The sequence below is a fragment of the Legionella sp. W05-934-2 genome, assembly GCF_964199965.1.
Lineage (GTDB): Bacteria > Pseudomonadota > Gammaproteobacteria > Legionellales > Legionellaceae > JAFIFT01.
Window position 1 is genome coordinate 79,350 of sequence record NZ_CAXMZT010000010.1, and the last position, 19,640, is coordinate 98,989.

Genomic DNA, 19,640 nt, shown 5'->3' on the forward strand with positions numbered 1-19,640 from the left:
CCGATCCATTTTTAAGTCAATGCGGTATTTCTAATAATGGATCCTCGGCACGCACGGAGAATGACGACAAACCGGAAGAAAAAATTATTTTTTATTGGGGAATCTCGGCCATTCGCCAAAAAATCACCTTTGATTATTCTCTAAAACTGAGCTAAAAATTAATAAATGGAATTAACCATCTTTGAGAACTGACGATGCACCTAACTGCCGCCACTATTGTTTGTATTTTGTTCATTATTGGCGTTTCCAGTCAATGGCTTGCTTGGCGACTGAAGCTACCAGCGATTATTCTATTATTGTTATTCGGCGTATTATTCGGTGAAGGTTTGCAATGGGTGGGTATACCATTAATCCCCATGGAAACCCTGTTACCCGGGGTGTCATTATCCGTTGCAATCATCCTATTTGAAGGCAGTTTGAATTTGAAATTTCATGACATTGCCGGGTATAAAAATGTCATCCGCAATTTAGTTTCCGTTGGTGTCTTAATCAGCTTAGTGCTAACGGCCATTGCCACCCACTATTTGTTAAATTTTTCTTGGTCGGTTTCATTATTGTTTGGCTCCATTATGGCTGTCACAGGACCCACGGTGATTGCGCCCATGATAAGAACGGTTTTACCCAAAACGAATCTAGCCAATATTTTATTGTGGGAAGGAATCCTGTTAGATGCCATTGGTGCCATATTGGCTGTCTTCTTGTTTGAACTAATCACCTCCACAGGTGGCAACTGGTTTTTAAGCGGCATGCTCTTTGCTGAACTCTTCGTCACCGGAACCATTTTAGGCATCGCCGGCGGCTATTTATTTGGCCTTGTTTTAAAACGATATTGGATCCCACACTATTTACATAATTTTGCAACATTAGCCTATGTTTGTACCATTTTTACCGTGTCAAACCTCATTGAATCCGACTCAGGATTGTTAACCGTTACCATCATGGGCGTTTGGTTAACCAACACAGTGGATGTTCATTTAGAAGAAATTTTAAACTTCGAAGAGACCATGAGTCTTATACTAATTTCAATCTTGTTTATCATGTTAGCATCCCATATTGATGTGCTTGAGTTTGTTGCCCTCGGATTACCCGCCGTATTGCTATTTATCGCGATTCAATTCATTATCCGGCCTCTATCCGTGCTAGCAAGCACCTACGGTTCAAAATTAAGTCTACGCGAAAAAGCGCTGTTATGCTGGATTGCACCTCGTGGAATTGTCGCTGCGGCGATTGCCTCATTATTTGCCCTCAAATTAGAAATAATGCATTTTCCGGAAGCTGAGAAAATCGTCCCGTTAACTTTTTTAATTATCTTTGCAACGGTTATTCTGCAAAGTATCACAGCCAGATGGGTTGCGTTAAAACTCAAAGTGGCGGATCCAGAACCCAAAGGGTTTCTTATTTTGGGGGCTGACAGCATCGCCCAATCGCTCGCGTTGGAATTGATGCGCAATGATATTATGGTCCGTTTGGTGGATCTGAATTGGGCTGATATTTACCAAGCAAACTTAAAAGGCATTCCAACTTACTGGGGCAATATTGTTTCAGAGCATGCTAAGCAACATTTAGCACTCCAAGGGCTGGGGAATTTTATCACCTTAACCCCATTCAAAGAGATGAACGCTCTCGCGTTAAAAAATTACCGCACGGAATTTGGTCCTGCTCATATCTACACCATTTCTACCCGAGACAACGACCCAATCAATACCAATATTCGTCGTCGCCTACCGCACGGTGCCCGGGAGCTATTTCAAGGCCCTGTATACTATGCCGTACTCAACCACAAATTTGAGCAAGGCTATCAGTTTAAAACAACCACGCTGACCGATAAATTTACCATCGCAGATTATTTACACCCCTCACAAGGTGAACGCTTGCCATTATTTGCCATTGATCCAAATGGCAGCGTATTTGTCTATACGCATACCACCACCCCTGAACCAAAAAAAGGCTGGAAAATCATTGGCTTATCATCGCCGTAATGGCAAACCGATACGATCGGACATTACCCTTCTACCCCATTTGTGCCAAAGCAATTTATTGGGGTAATTCATCAAAACGTACTAAATCCATTGCTTTGTCTTCCCAAGAAGCGCGGCTTGCACAATAGATATGCGCCGTTGGCTATTTAACTAACGCCATAGCGCTTTTTTATATGAGTAATATAGTGGTGCGGATTTAAGCCTTCCCCCGTCGCCTCTTTTAATAGGGTTTGAAAATCTTCAGAGCAGGCTTTTGAATGAATGTGCTTTCTTAGCCATGTCATTAAAGGCACAAAATTACCCTCGCTAATCGCTGAGGGAATGCTTGGTTGTTGTTTCAAAGCCGCACTATAAAGCTGCGCTGCGATTAATGCACCTAACGTATAGGCGGGGAAGTAGCCAAATAAGCCGCAAGGCCAATGGACATCTTGCATCACGCCATTTTGGTAATTGCCTTGCGTGGACAATCCAAGGTATTGTTGCATTTTTTCATGCCATATGCTCGGCAAATCATCAATAGTAATGTCTTTCGCAAACAATGCCTTTTCAATTTCATAGCGTAAAATTACATGCAATGGGTAAGTCATCTCATCGGCATCCACGCGGATATAGTCCGGCTTAACTCGAGTGTAGTGCATGGACAAATTTTCAAAACTTAAGACGTCACTTTCACCAAAATAGTGTTTTAATTTGGGCATGAGCACTTTCAAGAAATCTTGGCTTCGGCAAACTTGCATCTCAACCAGCAACGATTGGGACTCATGAACCGCCATGCCCAATGCCAAGCCGACCGGTTGAGATAACCATTCACGTGGCAAACCTAACTCATACATGGCGTGACCGGTTTCATGGCAAACACCCATAATGGCCGAAGTAAAGTCGGACTCTTTAAACCGAGTGGTGATACGAACATCATCGGCAACACCCCCGCAGAAAGGATGGTGACTGACATCAAAGCGTCCATGATTAAAATCAAAGCCAATGATAGCCATCAATTCGCGTGAAAGTTGACGTTGCTTTTCGATAGGATAATGCCCCGTTATGGGTTGATAGTTATCCATGCGTTGTTTGGCGACAGTCGCTTGAATCAATGGCGGCAACACAGAGCGTAATTGATCGAAAATCGGCGTAATGAGTGCTTGACTGCATCCCGGCGAAAATTCATCCAAACATTGATCATAGATGTCCAACCCCAAGGCATCGGCTTTATACAGACTTGATTCATAACTTAAATCAAACACGGTTTGTAACAGTGGTTTAAATTGCTGCCAATCGTTTTTAGGACGCAACACTCGCCAGGCTTGCTCACATTGAACGCTTGCAATGGATAAGCGTTTTACTAAATCGTTGGGAACAGCACAAGCTCGCTGATATTGGCGCTTCATCCATAAATAATTCGCAGACTGCCAGGGCGCTTTCAGCGATTCAACCTGGCATTGGTTTAAAAGCTCAGCCACTTTATTCGTAGTAAGCATGGTATGCTTTAATCCACGCAAATACGCCATGGCTTCACCGCGTTTTTTTGCGCCTCCGGGCGGCATCATGACGGCCTCATCCCATCCGATGATGGCATCCAGATGATTTAAATGGGCGATGTTGTCAAATAACTGCTCTAACTCTTTGTATGCTTGCATGGATAACTCGTCAAAATAAAACCATTCTATCAAGGTATACTCAAATGAAAAAGAAGATGGGCAAGATAAGTTCTTTATTGGCTTTGTCGCAGACATTTTTAAAATATGCCGTCGTTGCGAACGTAGTGAAGCAATCCAGAACCTATTTTTGTTCAGAGATCGAACTGGATTGCTTCACAAAGCTCGCAACGACGGCGCTTTTAAGAAAATGTCCGCTAGTAAGATTGATTGGCCTCTAACGTTTCGATAATTCTTTTTTCGATACACTAGCTAATAATCGATGCAACCATCGCTTAGGCAATATTCGTTTAGCGATGATAAGGAGAAGGGCTGCCTTGGTGACAGCATAACTGGGCCTTGGTCTGGATGATTCGATTGCATGGATGACTTTTTTAAAGACGGCATCGGGGCCTAGTGTCATTTTGGATTGCTTCTTGTTGTCTTTAAAATGCGTCATCATGTTTTGGTATTGTGCGTAAAAATGACTGGATTGTTGATCAAGGGCCTGGAGGGAAGAATCCACTGCCGTATCCCTAAATTGGCTGTCAATGGGGCCAGGTTGGATTGAAGTCACCCAAATGCCAGAGGGCTCTAGCTCCAGGCGCAGGGTATCGCTCAGTGCTTCAACTGCATACTTCGAGGCATTATAAGCCCCCCTAAACGGTAAGGAAACCAAGCCAAGAATTGATGATATATTAATAATCCGACCACTGCCTTGAGCACGCATGATGGGGATGATTTGAGTCGTTAACTCATGTAGACCGAATACATTGGTTTGAAATTGATTCATCATCAGCTCACGGCTAATGTCTTCGAGAGCACCTACTTGGCCAAAACCCGCATTATTGATCAGCACATCGAGCTTCCCATGGGTATGCTCAAGCAACAGCTTCACCGCCTCTTTTATAGAAGCACTGCGATTGACATCCATTTGAATGGCATAGAGCCCTATCGACTGTAAACGCTTCACATCCTCATCTTTTCGACAACTGGCAATGACTTGATAGCCACTTTCGCTTAAGGCTTTTGCGAGATAAAGCCCAATGCCTGTTGAGCAGCCGCTGATAAATACCGTTTTTGACATGGTTAACCTAGTTGGTAAATACCTACCACTATACTTGTTTTTACAAATTTTAAAAATAGGTCGCATCCTTCTTGGCATGCAACCACAAATTTTGTATTTTAATAGATCATTTAAATCATAAATCGCTTGACTTTGATTTATATTTTCATAAACTGGCTACATATCAACCTAAACGTGAGGTGAGTTATGCCTAGTAAAAATAAAGAACGAGAAGCCGCAAAAGATAAATTTTTTAAGCAAGGTGGCGGACTCGTTAAGGACAAAAACCATATGCATTTTTTCTCCATTCATGGTGAAACTGCCCATGTGTACGAAATTGGATTTTCTCCTTCAGCCAAGGGGGAATATACAACTCAGCAATCAAAAGAAACGATTAGTTCGGAAGAAGCGTTTAACCTATACTGGATATTATGCAATCAAAATAACCCAAAAAACTTGCTTCTTGCCACCGCTTCCTGTTTGTTAGCAAGAAATCATCCTGATCTTGAGTCAGACAGTGATGAAACCCTTACGTCGGTTGGCCCCTCCGTTTAACGGTTAAGGTCATAGTTATGCCAAGCTTTCCCGCATTCCGCTTCGCTCTATGCGGGCTACGTTAAATAGTAGCCCATAAGGAGGCCCTGGTCGTAATGCGGGAAAAGTTTTCCCCGCCACGTTAAACCACATTAAAAAGTAGCCCGTATGAAGGCCCTTGGCCGGAATACGGGGAGCAAAGGCGAAGCCGATTCCGTTTTGTTCAATGTATAAAATATGGATATTTATACCGGACAATTTCATAATTGCCCGGTCGTTGCGAGCAAAGCGAAGCAATCCAGTTCGATCTATGAACAAAAATCAGTTCTGGATTGCTTCACTACATTCGCAATGACGGCTTATTTTAAATATTGTCCGGTACAAATAATATGGGTATTTTTTGCCCTACTATTAATATTCCCTTAACCTAACTTTGCTAAACTCGTTTTTTTATTAACGTATCAAAGTCCATGACCTACGCAATCAACATAAAAAAAGTTTCGACAACCCAGTATTTATGTCAAGTTTCCGATTCTAGCGCAACCTATTCCATCAAATTTGACAGCAACAATATCGGTATTCAATCACTGAGTGATTACCTTGGATTCGATGTATCAAAATTGGGTGAAAATGAATCAAAGAACCTTCCCAGTCAATTTGACCAAGTGGATGTCAAAATCTTACTGGCTACGATTGCTTATAAACTGGGCAAAGAAGTCATCTCGTTATCGCCTTCAACAAAAAAATCCGCAAAAGATGTGCCCTTGTTTTTTTCCTGCCGAGAGCTTTCTCCCTATCAATATTATTGGAATGGACACACACCTTATGCGTTATTTAGCGTCCTCTCCGCTGACATTATCGAAATCCCTTATGCGGATGCGCCAACGGATTATGAATATCGTTTTGGAAACATCGCATTCCATACAAACCATGGCACCAATCACGCCATTCGCCAGTATATCTTAATTAAAAACTCCCTGGATTTTATTAAACGGGAAGGTAATACCGTTTCGAAACAAACGGCAAACCAATTAACCCAAGAAGAAAAAGCTTGTATCGAGTTGGCTGGTTTTTTATTTCGCAGTGGTCGCACCAATGAACTAGGATGGAGCGAAGATACGACTTACGGCCAACGTTCAGCAGAAATATTTCGACATGTTGCAGGCCAATTGGGCTTTAATGACACACTCATTGATCTCATCGCTCAAAGCTTTGACTACCATAGTGACTTAAAAGTCACTAAGCCACTCCTTAATCAGACGATTCAACAAACATCTCAAAAAGCACAACTTTTTAGAGATTTATTAGAATTATCGCATGAAAGTGACTTGGTTCGATGCGAAACCAAAAGCGCTAAACTTCAATCGTCCATTGAAACGATTCTGACAAGGGTTCTCCCAAACGCCTATGATGTCAAGACATCCGCCACCTCTTTCTTACACTTGGCGGCTGAGCTCAATCGTAAAACAGGCGCACGCATCGACGCACAAGATTATCGTAATAACCACGACGCAAGTGAGCAAATTGGAAACACAGCTTTGATGGTGAGCACGTCCAATGATGTGGTTGGCACTTGTAATGTACTAAATGCCATCAGACCTAGCTTATATCCCGCTAGCCAGTCGCCAACGAACATGTGGTTTCAATCGAGTGAACATGTGTATAGGGATACCGAATCAAACATCCGAATTTGGGGACATAGCGAAGAAGGCGTGAAAGTAACCCCTAAGCTAAGCTGGGGAATTGAAGAGATAAATACAGTACCAACTGGTAAATGTATTAAGCATGAATCCGATCATATGAAAGACTTCGTCAGTGTTTACCATGCCACAACCAAAGCCAGCAGAGCGTTAGAGTTATTCTGTAAAGCACTCGCTCCTAGTGATGAACAAGACATAACATGGCATCGCACTGCTCGGGAATATAATGGAAAAGTAACCTACCAAGACATTGACACGATAAAATGCAAAAGTAGTGAAAATATGGATAATGGTGAACACATGGCATGGCACTTATTATCTTGTAATCCAACCCTTTGGCATAATGCCGATTATGACTCACAAGAATCGAGCGTGGATTATTATTTAAATAACGCCTCGGTTACCCAGCATGATTTTTCAACGTTAATTTTTGAGTTACTCGATAGGCGTGGGCTGTTAGTGGGGCACCACGATTTAAGAATAAAACTTGTCAAAGAATTTAATGAATTAGTCAATAATACGAAATTTGGGAAGCAAGGGATAATTTATCAATATCTCATTCCTCACCATCTTGTCGATCAAGTGGCTTATATATCGGGTAAAAATGGGAAGCTTGATGCTGAAAATCCCAGTGCGTTAGATACGTTGTATGCTTTAAAAACGCCGGCCATGCAAGTAAAAAATCAACATACCTTACAAGTTCGCCTGTTTGTCCCCAAACTGATGGATCCCATGATTGCTTGTCAATTAAAAGTCGTCACTTATTCAGCGATGGCAAGTAACCTTGAAAATGAATTTAATCGCATCATAGAAAAACTCGCTAAGGAAGCATTAGAAGGCCCAACCAAGGTAGTAAAGGCAAGTTCACTGACAACTGACGTTGGAAGTTATCAATTTAATGCCTTAGCCAATTTATCAAAACCATCCGATTTGGGCATTTTTAAGGCGAATAAAGATATTAGTGTATTAAAACCACTTAGCAATAACGATGACGCTTGTCCTTTATTTGATCCTGATTTTGAAATGCCACTCGAATAGTAAAATAAATGTGTTAGCTTTTTCTAACCGTTCTTGTTTAAAGTAGCGTTTTCCTTATTGTCAAGCTCATGAAAAGCATCGTGTTTATACATTTTGGATGAGGACTTGAAGAATAAATTGTTCTGATAATTACAACTGTCAACGCCAACCAATCTCTCCGATCGCTCGCCATTGGTACAACAATCATCTAACCAGCTATTAACTGCTTGCTGACAAATTATAAAATAGTTATCTAATTCATCCACTACGCTAACTTGTAAAAATGGATTTTCTTTCCCAGACATCGTTTGAGTTTGCACGAATTTATATAAGACACCACTGCCCGTTAATGTCAATAATTCCTCTGCTAATGAAAAAAGGTGTTCTATTGATTGATCATGGTTTGTCTGAGCGTTTAAAAACGGTTGTAATTCGCTTAACACTAATTCCTTAAGATACGATTCATTCGAGTTACATCGTAATAAATCCAACGTATGAATGATATGGAATAATTTTTGGAACAATGGAAGTTTAATATGCTGTCTTGCAAGCGGTTTTTTTAAAAAACCCGAATCCTGAGGTATGTCCTGTTTGAAATCAAAGCATTGAGAAATAGCATCGACGAGACAGGTATCATAGCCTAACGAAATAGCAATTGTTTTAAAGATTGCTGCGGATCGTGGGCAATATGTCGGATCACCTTTCCATCCACATTCATTGGTTCTGCCTGATCGCATTAAAAAGGCCGCCAGTTGAAGACAGGAAATCTCTTCTTCCGATAAACGCTTAAGCTCCGTCACCATTTCCTGGTCCGCGTCACCGGTTGCGATGAGATAATTGACGATTGCTAGCAAGAGTAATGATAATCTTAATCCTAGTGCACTGCCATGGTTGACATGGAAGGCAACTTTCCCATACCGATACACATAATCATCCGGTTTATCCGCATAAGGAACTTCAAGAATATCTTCAGACAATTGTTTAAATAGGGCAGGACAAGCCGACGGTTTCTTCTTCCAGTAAAAGCGAAATTGATCTAAATCGCGAAAAGTATAAACCAAGTATTTTCCTTCATGCGAATAAGCAAGGTTACTCGGCAATTCGATACGTTTTTTAAAGCCAAACGTCTCAAAAATATCTGACAATAATCTGGGATTTTGATTTAGATGAGTCAGGCTATATTGATTACCAGACTTTAGTTTGAGTGAAGGAAGATTATGATTGGTTAATTGGTCGTTTAAGGCACGTTCTAGTTGCCCTAACTCACCCCGTTTTATAACTCGTCTCTTATCCCCGTATTCAATAGACACAAGTTCGCTGGTATCAGGATAATCCTGAATCGAAAAATACAAAGTCACTCAAGACGTCCTTAATTTCAAATCAAAGGCAAATTTAATTTATTTAACCCACAGTGTCAATATTTAATTCACTTTTTGCTGCTCAATACCCTATCCAATGTCCGTTGACTGAGATAAAATTCATCGAAATAATAATAACAAGGTATACCCATGAGCCCTCTCCTAAGACCAATAGTTGTCCTATTTCTTATCGCATGCGTGACACGCCCGGCACTTTCCTCCCCTACCCCTCTCTCACCCGAGAAGGAAGCGCAGTTACAACAGATAGTCTTACAAGAAGTTAATCGCTACCGCCAATCGAAAGGAATGAACAAACTGGTATTGAGCGATGTCCTATCCAAAGAAGCAAAGCAGCATAGCTTTGATATGGCTAGCAAAAAAATGACTTTCGGACATCAGGATTTTGACAAACGCATCGCCCACATCAAGCGAGAAATTACAAATTTTGGCGGGGGGGCGGAAAATATTGCCTGGTATAAAATTCCGCCCAATGAAGTTGTTAAAAAATGGTTAACCAGTCGAGGGCATAAACGAAATATTGAAGGCCGGTATAACCTCACTGGGATTGGCGTTGTTCAAGATGAAAGGGGTTGGATTTATTATACGCAAATCTTTGTCAAAGATAATCAAATAGGGTAGCAATGATTCTCGCCCTATCGAGCCCTATAAAATTTATCTATACTAAAAAAACACGATTATCATCGGTCATCATTCATGAAGAAAATTCCATGGGCTATTTTTATTCTTTTGATATGCTTAGACATAAGGAGCTTTGCGATGGGTTTGAAGCTAGGAAGCACTGCGTTTTTTAACAACTCCCCCATTCCTGAACACTATACTTGCAGCGGCATCGACAAATCCCCGCCCTTAGCTTGGTATGATGCGAATAAAACGACAAAATCCTACGTATTGATAGTTGACGACCCAGATGCGCCTGCAGGTATTTGGGTGCATTGGGTATTATTTAACATACCCGCTGATATGACGCTATTACCAGAAGGAGCGCCGATACCTAAAGGGGCTGTCAGTGGTAAAAATAGCTGGGGTTCGCCAGGCTATCGTGGTCCCTGCCCCCCACCCGGAAGAACTCACCGCTATTTCTTTAAAATTTACGCACTGGATACGGTGTTAGATTTAACAGACAGCGCCACCAAACAAGACGTTGAAAAGGCTATGAACAATCACATCATCGATCAAGGGGAATATATTGGTCTTTATTCAAGGAAATAAGACTTCATCGTTTCACCCTGAAGCCTTGTGCTATAATGTGTTTCTGCTCAAGTTCTCTTTCTTCGTTTCTAACAAACGGTTTAACGATGAAAAATCATTCGCTTTAAGTGATTTCACGATTGCCTTAGAGTCCTTTTCATCAAATTCCCATTTCCCAAAATGACTGTCTTCCGAATAAAGTTGTTTTTGTTTGATTAAATGAATGGATTTCTGTAAGTACTTTAAATGTTTAAAAAAGGAATCGAAGTTACTTTCTTCATAATGTTTGAGCGCTGACTTAAATATAAACACCAAAAAGTGACCCGCGTTAACCCCTTTGAGCTTATCAACCAACAAGTTTACGCACTGATGCGCTTTTTCAACCGTTAATAATGGTATGCGAATGGAATTGAGTATTTCACCAATCCCTGAAATGGGGCACAACTTCTGCCAGTTTTGCATAAAAATAGGGTAAAGTTTGGTAAAGAGTTGAACCTTGAGGTCCCCTGTCTTTTCCATGACGACAAGCTTATGCTCAGGTGCCTGGGCGAAAAAGGTCATGGGGTAAGGTATTTCCTTTTTCTCTTCTTTCTCATTGCAATGATTATTCTCCACAAGTGCGTTAAGGGGTTCAAGCGGTAAGTGATGTGCATCCGGATTCAGATTCGAAGATAACATCTCATCGCAAAGTTCAATCAGATAGCCTTTATAGCCCTTTCCAAGGAATTGCGATTTAGCGATCGCTTGCTGTATGTTTGAAATCATCGCAAAATTCTTTTGCTCGAAGCAATACTCTAACAATGCCTCCGGTTTTTGGAATGTTTCATACAACCATTCATTGCGTTGAAGGGTATTGAGTTCATCAATATAGTATCCATGATTGTCTAAATACTGACGCGCTGCATTTCGACCTGATTCCACAACCATGTTATGGACTTGATCATTGAGCGTGAGTTTTGAAAGTGCTAAATCTGGGGTCTTAATTAAAATACTCTGATGGGCATGTTTACGAAGCTCTTCTAGGTCTTTCTGCCAATTGTCAGTCGTTTTAGCATGTCCGGTTACGAAGGAATAAAAAGTACGGCCAAACCAAGACCATTGATGGACTGGCTTTTGACTATATAGCGCATTTTCTTCGCGACCATTGTCAAACTGCAAACCAATGACCCGATAATCAACGCCTTGAAGGTGCTTTAAAAAGACATCATGCCCGGAATTTTTTGAAAAACAGTGAACCGGAAAGTTAATTTCAAGCCCTCCATCTCGGTATATTTTACCCTCGAGGCGTATTTGTTCAAAAGCGACGGGCAAATTCGCTGAAATGATAATCGCATCGGCAATGCCCCTTTTGGGGGTGGTAGTAGAAGAAAAAAATTCCGCATTTTTGCTACTCAAATTGGTGCCGATGATAATGAGATTTTCGCCAATATCACATTCTGGGCAAATCTCTTTTATTTTTGCTAATGTTTCAAAGGTGATGCAAGTGGGGCTTTCATAGACATGTTCTTTTAAAAAGGCTTGATGGTCTGCAAAGCGATGTTTGTATTTTTCATTGGATAGGATTTTCACAACTTTGTCTAAAATGACATAATTGGCGGCTTGATGGAGTGATTTTGCAGAGCTAATCCCTCCTTTATGAAGAATTTGAGCAATGTTATTAACGCTTATTTCCAAGGGTTTATCGAGTAATTTGTCTTCATCAAACCAAGAGACAATTTCAAATATTTCTTCGCAGCGGTATCCCAAATAGGCTAAAGTAGCGACAAGCGCTCCGGCAGAACTTCCAGAAAACTCGGTAAAGCGAAGTCCACGCTTTAGTAATTCCTCGTAAGCCCCGATGTGAGCAGGCACTCGCGCCCCTCCCCCACTGAAAGCGATTCGATAGGGCAAAAGCGGCTGCTCAGTGACGAATAGACTGAAATTATTGGGATCAAACGTGATTTGAATGGTGTCTGTTGTTAACCAAGTTTCCTTGGGTAATAATTTGGTTGGAGTCTTTGAACGAATCTCGTCAGTTTGTTGAGAAGTGTTTTGGTTTGTATTCATAACGATAATCCTTTACGTAAAACTACTTCTAAATTCATATAAACATTTCATTCATTAATACGTCCACTGCAAATGAAGTGTTCCAGCGTGTTTCAGCGCAAATGGTTTAGTGTGTCATGCCCTCCTTTTTAAACCGTTATTAAGGTAATATCTATCAAATTGAATATATTGAGATCTTATGGAGTAATTATTAACATAAATGGTCTTTGGGCGAACGTCAACTTTTACTTTTGAGCGCACTAGCTTCGATAAGGATCAAGTGTCTGTAATTGAGCACTAGTGGCGTATTTGGGTAAGGAACAATCAATATGCAGTATATTTTTTTCCTTATTCTTATAGGTCAGAAAAAAATCGAAAGGCGCCTGCTCGGTGTTATTTTTTTGTATCATATCTCGACATGCTTCCACATCGTTCACAACCCCCTTTTCCACATCATTGATAAAATAATCTTCAGCAAATAGGAATGTCGGCCCAAATATATCCGCCTTAGCATATTTGTTTGCCGCATCAATGGATGGGAAAAGGCTTATCTGTATTGGCAAATCGTACCGATTTTTGGCAAAGTTCGCTAAATCGATGATGCTTTTTTTCACTAGTAGTGCTTGCGCACTGGTTTTAAGATCTACTGCGTCTCCTTCGAGACTTGCCGTGAGATTGGCATAGAAGGGATCAATAAATAGGAGGTTAATGTTCGTCAATTTTTTATGATGTTTATCCAAAAAATACTTCAACAAATCTAATCTTAATGCATCGCGACCAAACTGGCCGGATGCAAAGCCAACATAAGTCAAGGGGCCCGTTGGGGGCATTTTTTTTGCAAAGGCATCTATCGTATCAAAAAGACGTTCAATGTATTGGTTTTCTTGACTGAAAGTCAACGACATTAAGCTGCAAAACGGATCTCGGCAATAAGATAAATAGCGCAAAGGCCTATCCTCTGCGTCATCCTTTAGCACATGAGCAGCAAATAGACTAGCTGGATGAATTCCAGATTTGCTAGGGAGTTTTGTCCATGATTGAAGATAGTCCTTACTTGCTGCTGTCGAAAAAAGCGACTGCGTCCGATAGTTTGGATAATTGGGATGTTTAATTCGCTCACCTTCATCATAATAACGGAAAAGCATAAAAGCCTGTTCGAGTACTTTCTTAACTTTTTCATAGAATGCATCATGGATGGCAGTGTCAGGGAGCTCCTGAATGAGTTTCATTAATGCTAAATAAAAGGTGGATTCTTCATCTTGAAGACTAAAACGCTTTAGCCTTTGCACTGCCTGTTGTAGCTGTTGTTTGGATAATAGTTGGCGTGTGAAAGGGATATCGAGTGCTTGTTTATCACTGTATAGCGTTATCGTGTCAACCATCATGTCACCTCAACCATGCAATCCTGCTCGCCTTTTAATACCGTTAGCATCCTGACAATTGTCGTGAAATTGGAATAAAAAAAACCAATTTATTATTACAGTACATGATTAAGGCAACCTTAATCAACCATTACCGATCGAAAATCCCCTTTGTACCGGACAAAACTCATATCTAATACGTGCCCGAGCCCGCGCCCATGCCCGGTTTTTAATGAGCACAGTTCACTATTTTTCGGTGGGCTGCTTCAAGATCAAAGTTTATCTTTTAATTCTTTAAAACCGGGCACGGGCTCGGGCACGCTCACGGGCTCGTATTCGTTCTTTGTTTTTGCCTACTACAAAGGAAAATCCATCAAAAACGACCATTTTGTACTATAAATTAATATATAGATCATTTAACCTGGAGTTTGTATGACTAAGGGGCGATTTGCATTCAAATTATATAAAGATATGACCAAAAGTAAGTTTCCACCGATGCAAGGCTTATTTACACACTTAACTGCTCCCCCTCCTACAGCACATTTTCGAATGGGGGCCTTAAATAGCTTTGCAAAACGTGGTCTATTTGCCGCTCTAGTAGGCTGCACTGGACTATATATGTGGGATCAATTTCAACAACACAAATCAAGACAGATACTTGACTCTGCTACAATTCCCGGCAAAGTAACATTCAGCCATACAACAGCTGTGGAGAGTAAAGATTTAAATATTTCCGACTATAACGAGGGTACACCGTTGTCTAGTATCTATGGAAAAGGAGCGCAGGTTTATGTTGGCGGTGGCAGAAAAGAGGGGTTTCGGGGAATAGTACCACTACCAAAAGCACTGCAACCCTCGGATGATGTCCGCACGACACCACTGAGCAATGAAAGTGTTGCTCATGTTGGTATCACCGTTGCCCCGGTTGATAAAGGTCAAAAACCCATTATCGTTGGCCGGCAAAGCCCTTTGGGTCCAATGCCAACCTTGTATGCAGCAATCCAGGCAGCTTGGAATCAATATACAAACCCTGTTCCAGGAGAAACAGTGCAGTCGGCATGGAATAAAGCTATGAAAACAACCGTTGCAAACGAAGTGCCCCATATTGCAAAGGGAACCTCCTTTGATACCATGGTCATCGAAGATATGGCTATCCCCGTTGAATTTGTCGATGATGCATTAAAAAAAGCCGAGCAAAACTTAAATCCAGTGATGAATTTTGCTTTTGATAATTGCATGACAACCAAATCCTATGTGTTATTACAATTAGCAAAACGGGTTGATCAATGGGCTGAATCCGGTGAAAAAGGGGCTCCTTCGAGAGAACAAGCAAATTCATTTATGAAAGGAGTCCAGGAAATTATTAAAGCAGATGTGCACACAAGAGGCTATGGTGTATTGAACAACCCTGTGATTACTCGTGAATTGGAAGATTTTTCTGGTATAACCGCCAGAAGGAGTCAAGATATGCGCCAGGAAGAGGAAAATAAGCCGTCACCTGACCTTTAACAAACTATTAAAAAATCATTGCCTTTACTTGGAACTTTTATCCCTATCCCTTTCTCCTCATCTAATGAATAATGATGAGTTTGCCGTAATGGTCAAAATTAAATAGTAATCCCAGATTCCGCACCCCAAAATGATAAGTTATTTTTAATTCAACCTGACAAAATAAAACCCCGATTCAATCCTGCTCTAGACGTATTCCCGTCTTCCTCCGCGAATGCGGAGGATCCATGGACATCGAACCATCAATTAAATACTCTAGTTACTATTAAAATATGGTTCAACATCTCAGTTCCTGGACCCTCCGCATAAAGCGGAGGGCGACGTTCATGGGTTATTTCTATGGTTTCATAACCAAAATGATTCCATAAATAAATCCTGCTTTCTAGTGCGTGATAACAGATTAATGATTTTGTTTTACTTAAATCCGTGCTATGATGGTTAAGAATTTACCGAAAGGAGTACGATGATGGGTAAATCGTTTTTCGAAAACTTAGCTAATCGATTTTCTTTTTTTCATGCATCCACCGCCTCTGACAACCTAAACGCATTCCCTCCCATGCCAGAGCCCTTGAATACGACTGAAGAAAAAACACCCACGAAACTATCATCCCAATCAGTCCATCAAAAAGTGAGTATTTCCAAGCCGCAAATGGAACACATCGACTCCATACCTGATACCGATGTTACGTTTCGCATGGGGTTTGCAACTAAACCCGGGCTTCCCATTCCCCATTTTCCCATCAGCCATTCAGCGGTTTGTTTTCAAAATGAGAAGACCAACAAATACTCGGTTATAGGGCGACAAAGCCCTTTTGGCATTTCATTGAAATATTTTAGCGCAACTACGAAAGTCGATGACGAAGATAAATACCTACATGAAGGCAGCAAGTTTGACGCCACAATGACAGATGCCCGCTTTACCAAGCAAGAAATAGAACAAATGGTGGAATCAGCGGATAAACACATCAATAAATCACAGCCTTGCGATATGGTGCGCTCTAATTGTTATTCCAATTCGACTTACATGATGGCAGAAGCCTTAAATATTCTGGCTAATCGTGATAATCCACCTTCTCAAGCGGCAGTGCAAAGTATTGTTAAATCGATTGACGAAGCCTCCAAACATCATTTTTCACTGGGTGTTAGAAATAATGGCGTCGTTCATGATAAGGTGACTGAGGCCTTTGAATCTGTCCGAGATTATTGTGACACCTATCATCAAGGAATAATTGATGGTTATATTGATCGCCGCTCAGATAGGTATGATGACATGATGCAAGATTTATTTCGTCCGTAAAACTCACCCATTCGGAAGGTTGTTGACTTCTAATTAACAAAATCCCTTTTTCCTTCCCCCCACACTTGGGGAGAAGGTGCACAAAAACGGGCAAATGTGGGTTGTTGTATGGCTATTACATTGCTGGCACAGGCGTTATTTGTTCAGAACCCATGGCCTGCTCCACATCATCCCCCGAGTGATATTGCGATGTTATTTTAAACGCATTTTCCGGATCGATCGTTAATTCTAAATATTGACCACCTCCGACCACATACACCGGAATTGTTTCAAAGCGATAGGTGTCTGTCGCATGATAATGCCCCACAATAACCGCCAATGTTTGAAACTTATTGTTTAAAATAGCAAACGCTTTCTCCCGCTCAGCTTTTGTCCACCACGGCCCTCCAAACGAGCCTTCAACGGAGAAAGGACCGCTGACATTGTAGTGCCAAAAAACCACAATTGGCTTATCCGTCGGGACATTTTTCTCCATCCACGCGAGTGCTTTTTTGTCCGGGTAGAGTCCTAAAGAAACAACGTTGATATCACCCACGGTTCGATAATAACAGGTGCCTCCGTATCGATGTTTAATATAGTCTGAAAATGCTTGCCGAGGGATATTCGGCCGAGGAATTTCGACTGAAACACCCGGAATTTGATTCACCAAATTTTCAGTTTGCTTTGCCAAAAACCCAAAAAAACGCCCCCAATTGGTCTGAGTCACATCATGGTTTCCGATGGTTTCAAAATCGGGCATTTCTGCCTTTTTAAACGGTTCCACCACTAACTTTTTGAACGCCGATAACTCATCCGATACACCAAAGCCTAACCCATTTCGCTTATTGGTATAAAATTGAAAATCGAGAAGCGAACCACTTGAACCGGAATCGCCCAAATCACCCGGGTTAATAAACACAGACTGATATCCCTGCTCTTTAAGCTGCTTGAATCGCTGAATAATACTTTCAATATGCCCTTTTTTCCGCAAAGGAATATCAATCCGTCCATTTGTATCGGGACTGAGTTGATAGTCGCTGGATGCAAACAGCGTGACTGGCCGCTTGCTTGAATTTGCGTTGTTGAAAAAAGACTGTGTGGTAATAGACATAGACTGGCTCCTTGTCGTTAAAAATGTCTAAATAAAGCTCTTTTTTCACTGTAACGAAAATCGTTTGCTAAGTAAATCCGAGGATTTCCTTTATACAGGACATTTTTTTAAACGAATCCTGGCCAATTTTGAGAAACAACAGTGGGAACTGGCCCCTCTTAGGAAGCAAGTCTATTGCTAAAAATGATTATCCCCATCAGCGTTAGGCCATCTGATCTTGCGGCAGTATAGCGGAGCGGTTGCCTAGATTCCACATCAAACTCATGATCGCAAATAGCAAGACCGGTAATGCTAGACTGACAGTTGTTACCGAAAATTCAGCGACAATCCACCCAAGAATACCAGCCAAAGCAAATTGGCAGGCACTAACTAGTGCTGTGGCTGTCCCCGCATTTTTTTCAAAGCCTTGTAGCGACAGAGCAATCGAACATCCCATACTTAACCCTATCCCAACCGTCATACCCAACATGGGTAGCATAAATCGCATCGTATTTGGGTGGTAAAAATTCAAAGCCATCATGCTAAAAGAAGCCAAAACAATGAGACATAGTCCAATATTGACAATACGTTGCAACGGAAGGCGATGGGTCAAATGAGCCGCCAAATAATTGGCAAAAAAAACGGTCAACGCATTCAATCCAAACCATAACCCATACTGCGTGCCTGTATGATGAAATTGGCGGATTAATATGTCCGGCGACAAGGCACAGAATAAATACAATCCCAATAACCCCGTGGAGGCAGAAAAGGCGTATTGTCGAAATGTGGGCGTTTCAAAAATCGACTGATAGGCGCGAAAGCAACCACGGATTGTCGTCGAAGTCGTTGGTTGAGGATAATGGGGTATATTCCTTTTCACCGCATAGAGAATCAAAAGCCCTAACCCACTGAGAAAACAAAATCCACTGCGCCAAGTGGTGGTAACATCGAGTAACAAGCCGCCAATCACTGGTGCGGTGCTGGCAATGAATGCGTTTAGACCCGTCAACAAACTAAATAAGCGCCCGCACGTTTTCGTATCAAAATTATCCCTTATGACGATGAAGCAGGTTAAATAAGTCCCACAGGCCCCAATTGCCTGAATGACGCGAGCAAAAATCAGCACATGAACGGATGGGGTAAGCATGCACAAAAATGACCCACCAAAATAGAGCCAAGCCGATACGATACCAATGCCACGCCGCCCATACCGGTCAGACAAAGGACCAATGAACAGTTGTGCTATAGCAACCGTCACCATAAAAGCATATAAGCTTGCCTGCATGATTCGATTGGTGCTATTAAAATAAGCAATCATATCGGGTATGGCAGGAACAAATATATCCATGGCAAATGATGTGCTTATGACTAGGGGTAATAATTTAATTACACATTGACGTTCTGTCCAACGCAGATAGTTCATCGTTAGATAATCCAAGCGAGCTGAAATCCGGTATGCATATTTTTCTCAAGGCAAACCACATGGGAGTTGGCATAATTTACCACATTTGTTTTTAACGATTCATCCCCGCCCACTAAATAATTTGTCAATTTTTCCAGAAACGGTAAATGGCTCACTATCAGCGCATCCTCCGGCAGTACTAACGCAAAACTTTTCACATCATCCATCGGTTTAATGCCATCGAGTATTGCAACCTGTTCCTCTAACCCTAGTACCTTAGCAAAAATCAACGCGGTTTGCTCTGTCCGTTTTTTGCCGCTATGGTAGATTTGATTGAGTTTATAGATTCTTGGCTGCACAGCTTGTGCCACTTTTTCTGTTTCTAACATGCCCGCCTCAGTCAAACCTTGTTGAGGGTCCTCTTCGAACGCATAGGATTTTCCGTGTTGAACAAAATAAAAAGCCATGCTGGTTCCTTGTGTT

General features: G+C 41.4%; 16 protein-coding genes. 8 read left to right on the forward strand and 8 right to left on the reverse strand.

The window, feature by feature from the left end:
* Positions 1–194 precede the first annotated feature (194 nt).
* Both AB3348_RS11845 and AB3348_RS11850 read left to right on the forward strand, forming a co-directional pair.
* Positions 195–1,979, forward strand: a complete 1,785-nt coding sequence (locus tag AB3348_RS11845) for a cation:proton antiporter (RefSeq protein WP_367607801.1) — start codon at positions 195–197, stop codon at positions 1,977–1,979.
* Positions 1,979–2,107, forward strand: coding sequence for a hypothetical protein (locus AB3348_RS11850; protein ID WP_367607802.1), 129 nt, complete (start codon positions 1,979–1,981; stop codon positions 2,105–2,107). Before AB3348_RS11845 ends, AB3348_RS11850 begins: the two co-directional genes overlap by 1 nt.
* Positions 2,108–2,125: 18 nt before the next feature.
* Here the strand turns inward: AB3348_RS11850 and AB3348_RS11855 are convergent, their stop codons facing one another.
* Both AB3348_RS11855 and AB3348_RS11860 read right to left on the reverse strand, forming a co-directional pair.
* The gene (locus AB3348_RS11855) at positions 2,126–3,709 is read right to left on the reverse strand and encodes a carboxypeptidase M32 (RefSeq protein ID WP_367607803.1); all 1,584 of its coding nucleotides are present in this window, start codon (positions 3,707–3,709) and stop codon (positions 2,126–2,128) included.
* A gap of 139 nt (positions 3,710–3,848) precedes the next feature.
* A complete protein-coding gene (locus AB3348_RS11860; RefSeq protein ID WP_367607804.1) occupies positions 3,849–4,697 on the reverse strand; it encodes an SDR family NAD(P)-dependent oxidoreductase in 849 nt (282 codons plus the stop codon).
* Positions 4,698–4,883: 186 nt separating this feature from the next.
* Between AB3348_RS11860 and AB3348_RS11865 the strand changes: the two genes are divergently transcribed.
* Together AB3348_RS11865 and AB3348_RS11870 are read left to right on the forward strand one after the other, a co-directional pair.
* On the forward strand, positions 4,884–5,231 hold the full coding sequence (locus tag AB3348_RS11865) for a hypothetical protein (RefSeq protein WP_367607805.1): 348 nt from the start codon (positions 4,884–4,886) through the stop codon (positions 5,229–5,231).
* A 449-nt stretch (positions 5,232–5,680) separates the two neighbouring features.
* Positions 5,681–7,948 (forward strand): SidE phosphodiesterase domain-containing protein, encoded by a 2,268-nt coding sequence (locus tag AB3348_RS11870; RefSeq protein ID WP_367607806.1) that lies wholly within the window; start codon positions 5,681–5,683, stop codon positions 7,946–7,948.
* A 23-nt stretch (positions 7,949–7,971) separates the two neighbouring features.
* Here AB3348_RS11870 and AB3348_RS11875 read toward each other — a convergent pair whose 3' ends face one another.
* Entirely contained in the window at positions 7,972–9,285 is a 1,314-nt protein-coding gene (locus AB3348_RS11875; RefSeq protein ID WP_367607807.1) for a SidE phosphodiesterase domain-containing protein, read from the reverse strand.
* Positions 9,286–9,435: 150 nt separating this feature from the next.
* Here AB3348_RS11875 and AB3348_RS11880 point away from each other — a divergent pair, with 150 nt between their 5' ends.
* Positions 9,436–9,924, forward strand: a complete 489-nt coding sequence (locus AB3348_RS11880) for a CAP domain-containing protein (RefSeq protein WP_367607808.1) — start codon at positions 9,436–9,438, stop codon at positions 9,922–9,924.
* A 138-nt stretch (positions 9,925–10,062) separates the two neighbouring features.
* Positions 10,063–10,515 (forward strand): YbhB/YbcL family Raf kinase inhibitor-like protein, encoded by a 453-nt coding sequence (locus AB3348_RS11885; protein ID WP_367607809.1) that lies wholly within the window; start codon positions 10,063–10,065, stop codon positions 10,513–10,515.
* Positions 10,516–10,545: 30 nt separating this feature from the next.
* Here the strand turns inward: AB3348_RS11885 and AB3348_RS11890 are convergent, their stop codons facing one another.
* Entirely contained in the window at positions 10,546–12,540 is a 1,995-nt protein-coding gene (locus tag AB3348_RS11890; RefSeq protein ID WP_367607810.1) for a patatin-like phospholipase family protein, read from the reverse strand.
* Positions 12,541–12,779: 239 nt separating this feature from the next.
* Positions 12,780–13,904: a hypothetical protein gene (locus tag AB3348_RS11895; RefSeq protein WP_367607811.1), complete on the reverse strand. Its 1,125-nt coding sequence runs from the start codon at positions 13,902–13,904 to the stop codon at positions 12,780–12,782.
* 408 nt (positions 13,905–14,312) lie between these two features.
* Here AB3348_RS11895 and AB3348_RS11900 point away from each other — a divergent pair, with 408 nt between their 5' ends.
* Entirely contained in the window at positions 14,313–15,389 is a 1,077-nt protein-coding gene (locus AB3348_RS11900) for a hypothetical protein (protein ID WP_367607812.1), read from the forward strand.
* A gap of 463 nt (positions 15,390–15,852) precedes the next feature.
* Positions 15,853–16,686: a hypothetical protein gene (locus tag AB3348_RS11905; protein ID WP_367607813.1), complete on the forward strand. Its 834-nt coding sequence runs from the start codon at positions 15,853–15,855 to the stop codon at positions 16,684–16,686.
* A gap of 115 nt (positions 16,687–16,801) precedes the next feature.
* Here AB3348_RS11905 and AB3348_RS11910 read toward each other — a convergent pair whose 3' ends face one another.
* The 3 genes from AB3348_RS11910 to sixA form a co-directional block, all read right to left on the reverse strand.
* Positions 16,802–17,776 carry a metallophosphoesterase gene (locus AB3348_RS11910; protein WP_367607814.1) on the reverse strand — a complete coding sequence of 325 codons (975 nt, stop codon included), beginning with the start codon at positions 17,774–17,776 and terminating at the stop codon, positions 16,802–16,804.
* A gap of 202 nt (positions 17,777–17,978) precedes the next feature.
* Entirely contained in the window at positions 17,979–19,178 is a 1,200-nt protein-coding gene (locus tag AB3348_RS11915; protein WP_367607815.1) for a multidrug effflux MFS transporter, read from the reverse strand.
* Positions 19,179–19,180: 2 nt separating this feature from the next.
* Positions 19,181–19,624 (reverse strand): phosphohistidine phosphatase SixA, encoded by a 444-nt coding sequence (sixA, locus tag AB3348_RS11920; RefSeq protein WP_367607816.1) that lies wholly within the window; start codon positions 19,622–19,624, stop codon positions 19,181–19,183.
* Positions 19,625–19,640: the final 16 nt, after the last annotated feature.

Bases quoted from the DNA above. Each gene is read 5' to 3' on its own strand.
- AB3348_RS11860 (WP_367607804.1), bottom strand. From the start codon at position 4,697: ATGTCAAAAACGGTATTTATCAGCGGCTGCTCAACAGGCATTGGGCTT.
- AB3348_RS11845 (WP_367607801.1), top strand. From the start codon at position 195: ATGCACCTAACTGCCGCCACTATTGTTTGTATTTTGTTCATTATTGGC.
- AB3348_RS11915 (WP_367607815.1), bottom strand. From the start codon at position 19,178: ATGAACTATCTGCGTTGGACAGAACGTCAATGTGTAATTAAATTATTA.
- AB3348_RS11855 (WP_367607803.1), bottom strand. From the start codon at position 3,709: ATGTCTGCGACAAAGCCAATAAAGAACTTATCTTGCCCATCTTCTTTT.
- AB3348_RS11905 (WP_367607813.1), top strand. From the start codon at position 15,853: ATGATGGGTAAATCGTTTTTCGAAAACTTAGCTAATCGATTTTCTTTT.
- AB3348_RS11865 (WP_367607805.1), top strand. From the start codon at position 4,884: ATGCCTAGTAAAAATAAAGAACGAGAAGCCGCAAAAGATAAATTTTTT.
- AB3348_RS11870 (WP_367607806.1), top strand. From the start codon at position 5,681: ATGACCTACGCAATCAACATAAAAAAAGTTTCGACAACCCAGTATTTA.
- AB3348_RS11850 (WP_367607802.1), top strand. From the start codon at position 1,979: ATGGCAAACCGATACGATCGGACATTACCCTTCTACCCCATTTGTGCC.
- AB3348_RS11895 (WP_367607811.1), bottom strand. From the start codon at position 13,904: ATGATGGTTGACACGATAACGCTATACAGTGATAAACAAGCACTCGAT.
- AB3348_RS11900 (WP_367607812.1), top strand. From the start codon at position 14,313: ATGACTAAGGGGCGATTTGCATTCAAATTATATAAAGATATGACCAAA.
- sixA (WP_367607816.1), bottom strand. From the start codon at position 19,624: ATGGCTTTTTATTTTGTTCAACACGGAAAATCCTATGCGTTCGAAGAG.
- AB3348_RS11910 (WP_367607814.1), bottom strand. From the start codon at position 17,776: ATGTCTATTACCACACAGTCTTTTTTCAACAACGCAAATTCAAGCAAG.
- AB3348_RS11890 (WP_367607810.1), bottom strand. From the start codon at position 12,540: ATGAATACAAACCAAAACACTTCTCAACAAACTGACGAGATTCGTTCA.
- AB3348_RS11880 (WP_367607808.1), top strand. From the start codon at position 9,436: ATGAGCCCTCTCCTAAGACCAATAGTTGTCCTATTTCTTATCGCATGC.
- AB3348_RS11885 (WP_367607809.1), top strand. From the start codon at position 10,063: ATGGGTTTGAAGCTAGGAAGCACTGCGTTTTTTAACAACTCCCCCATT.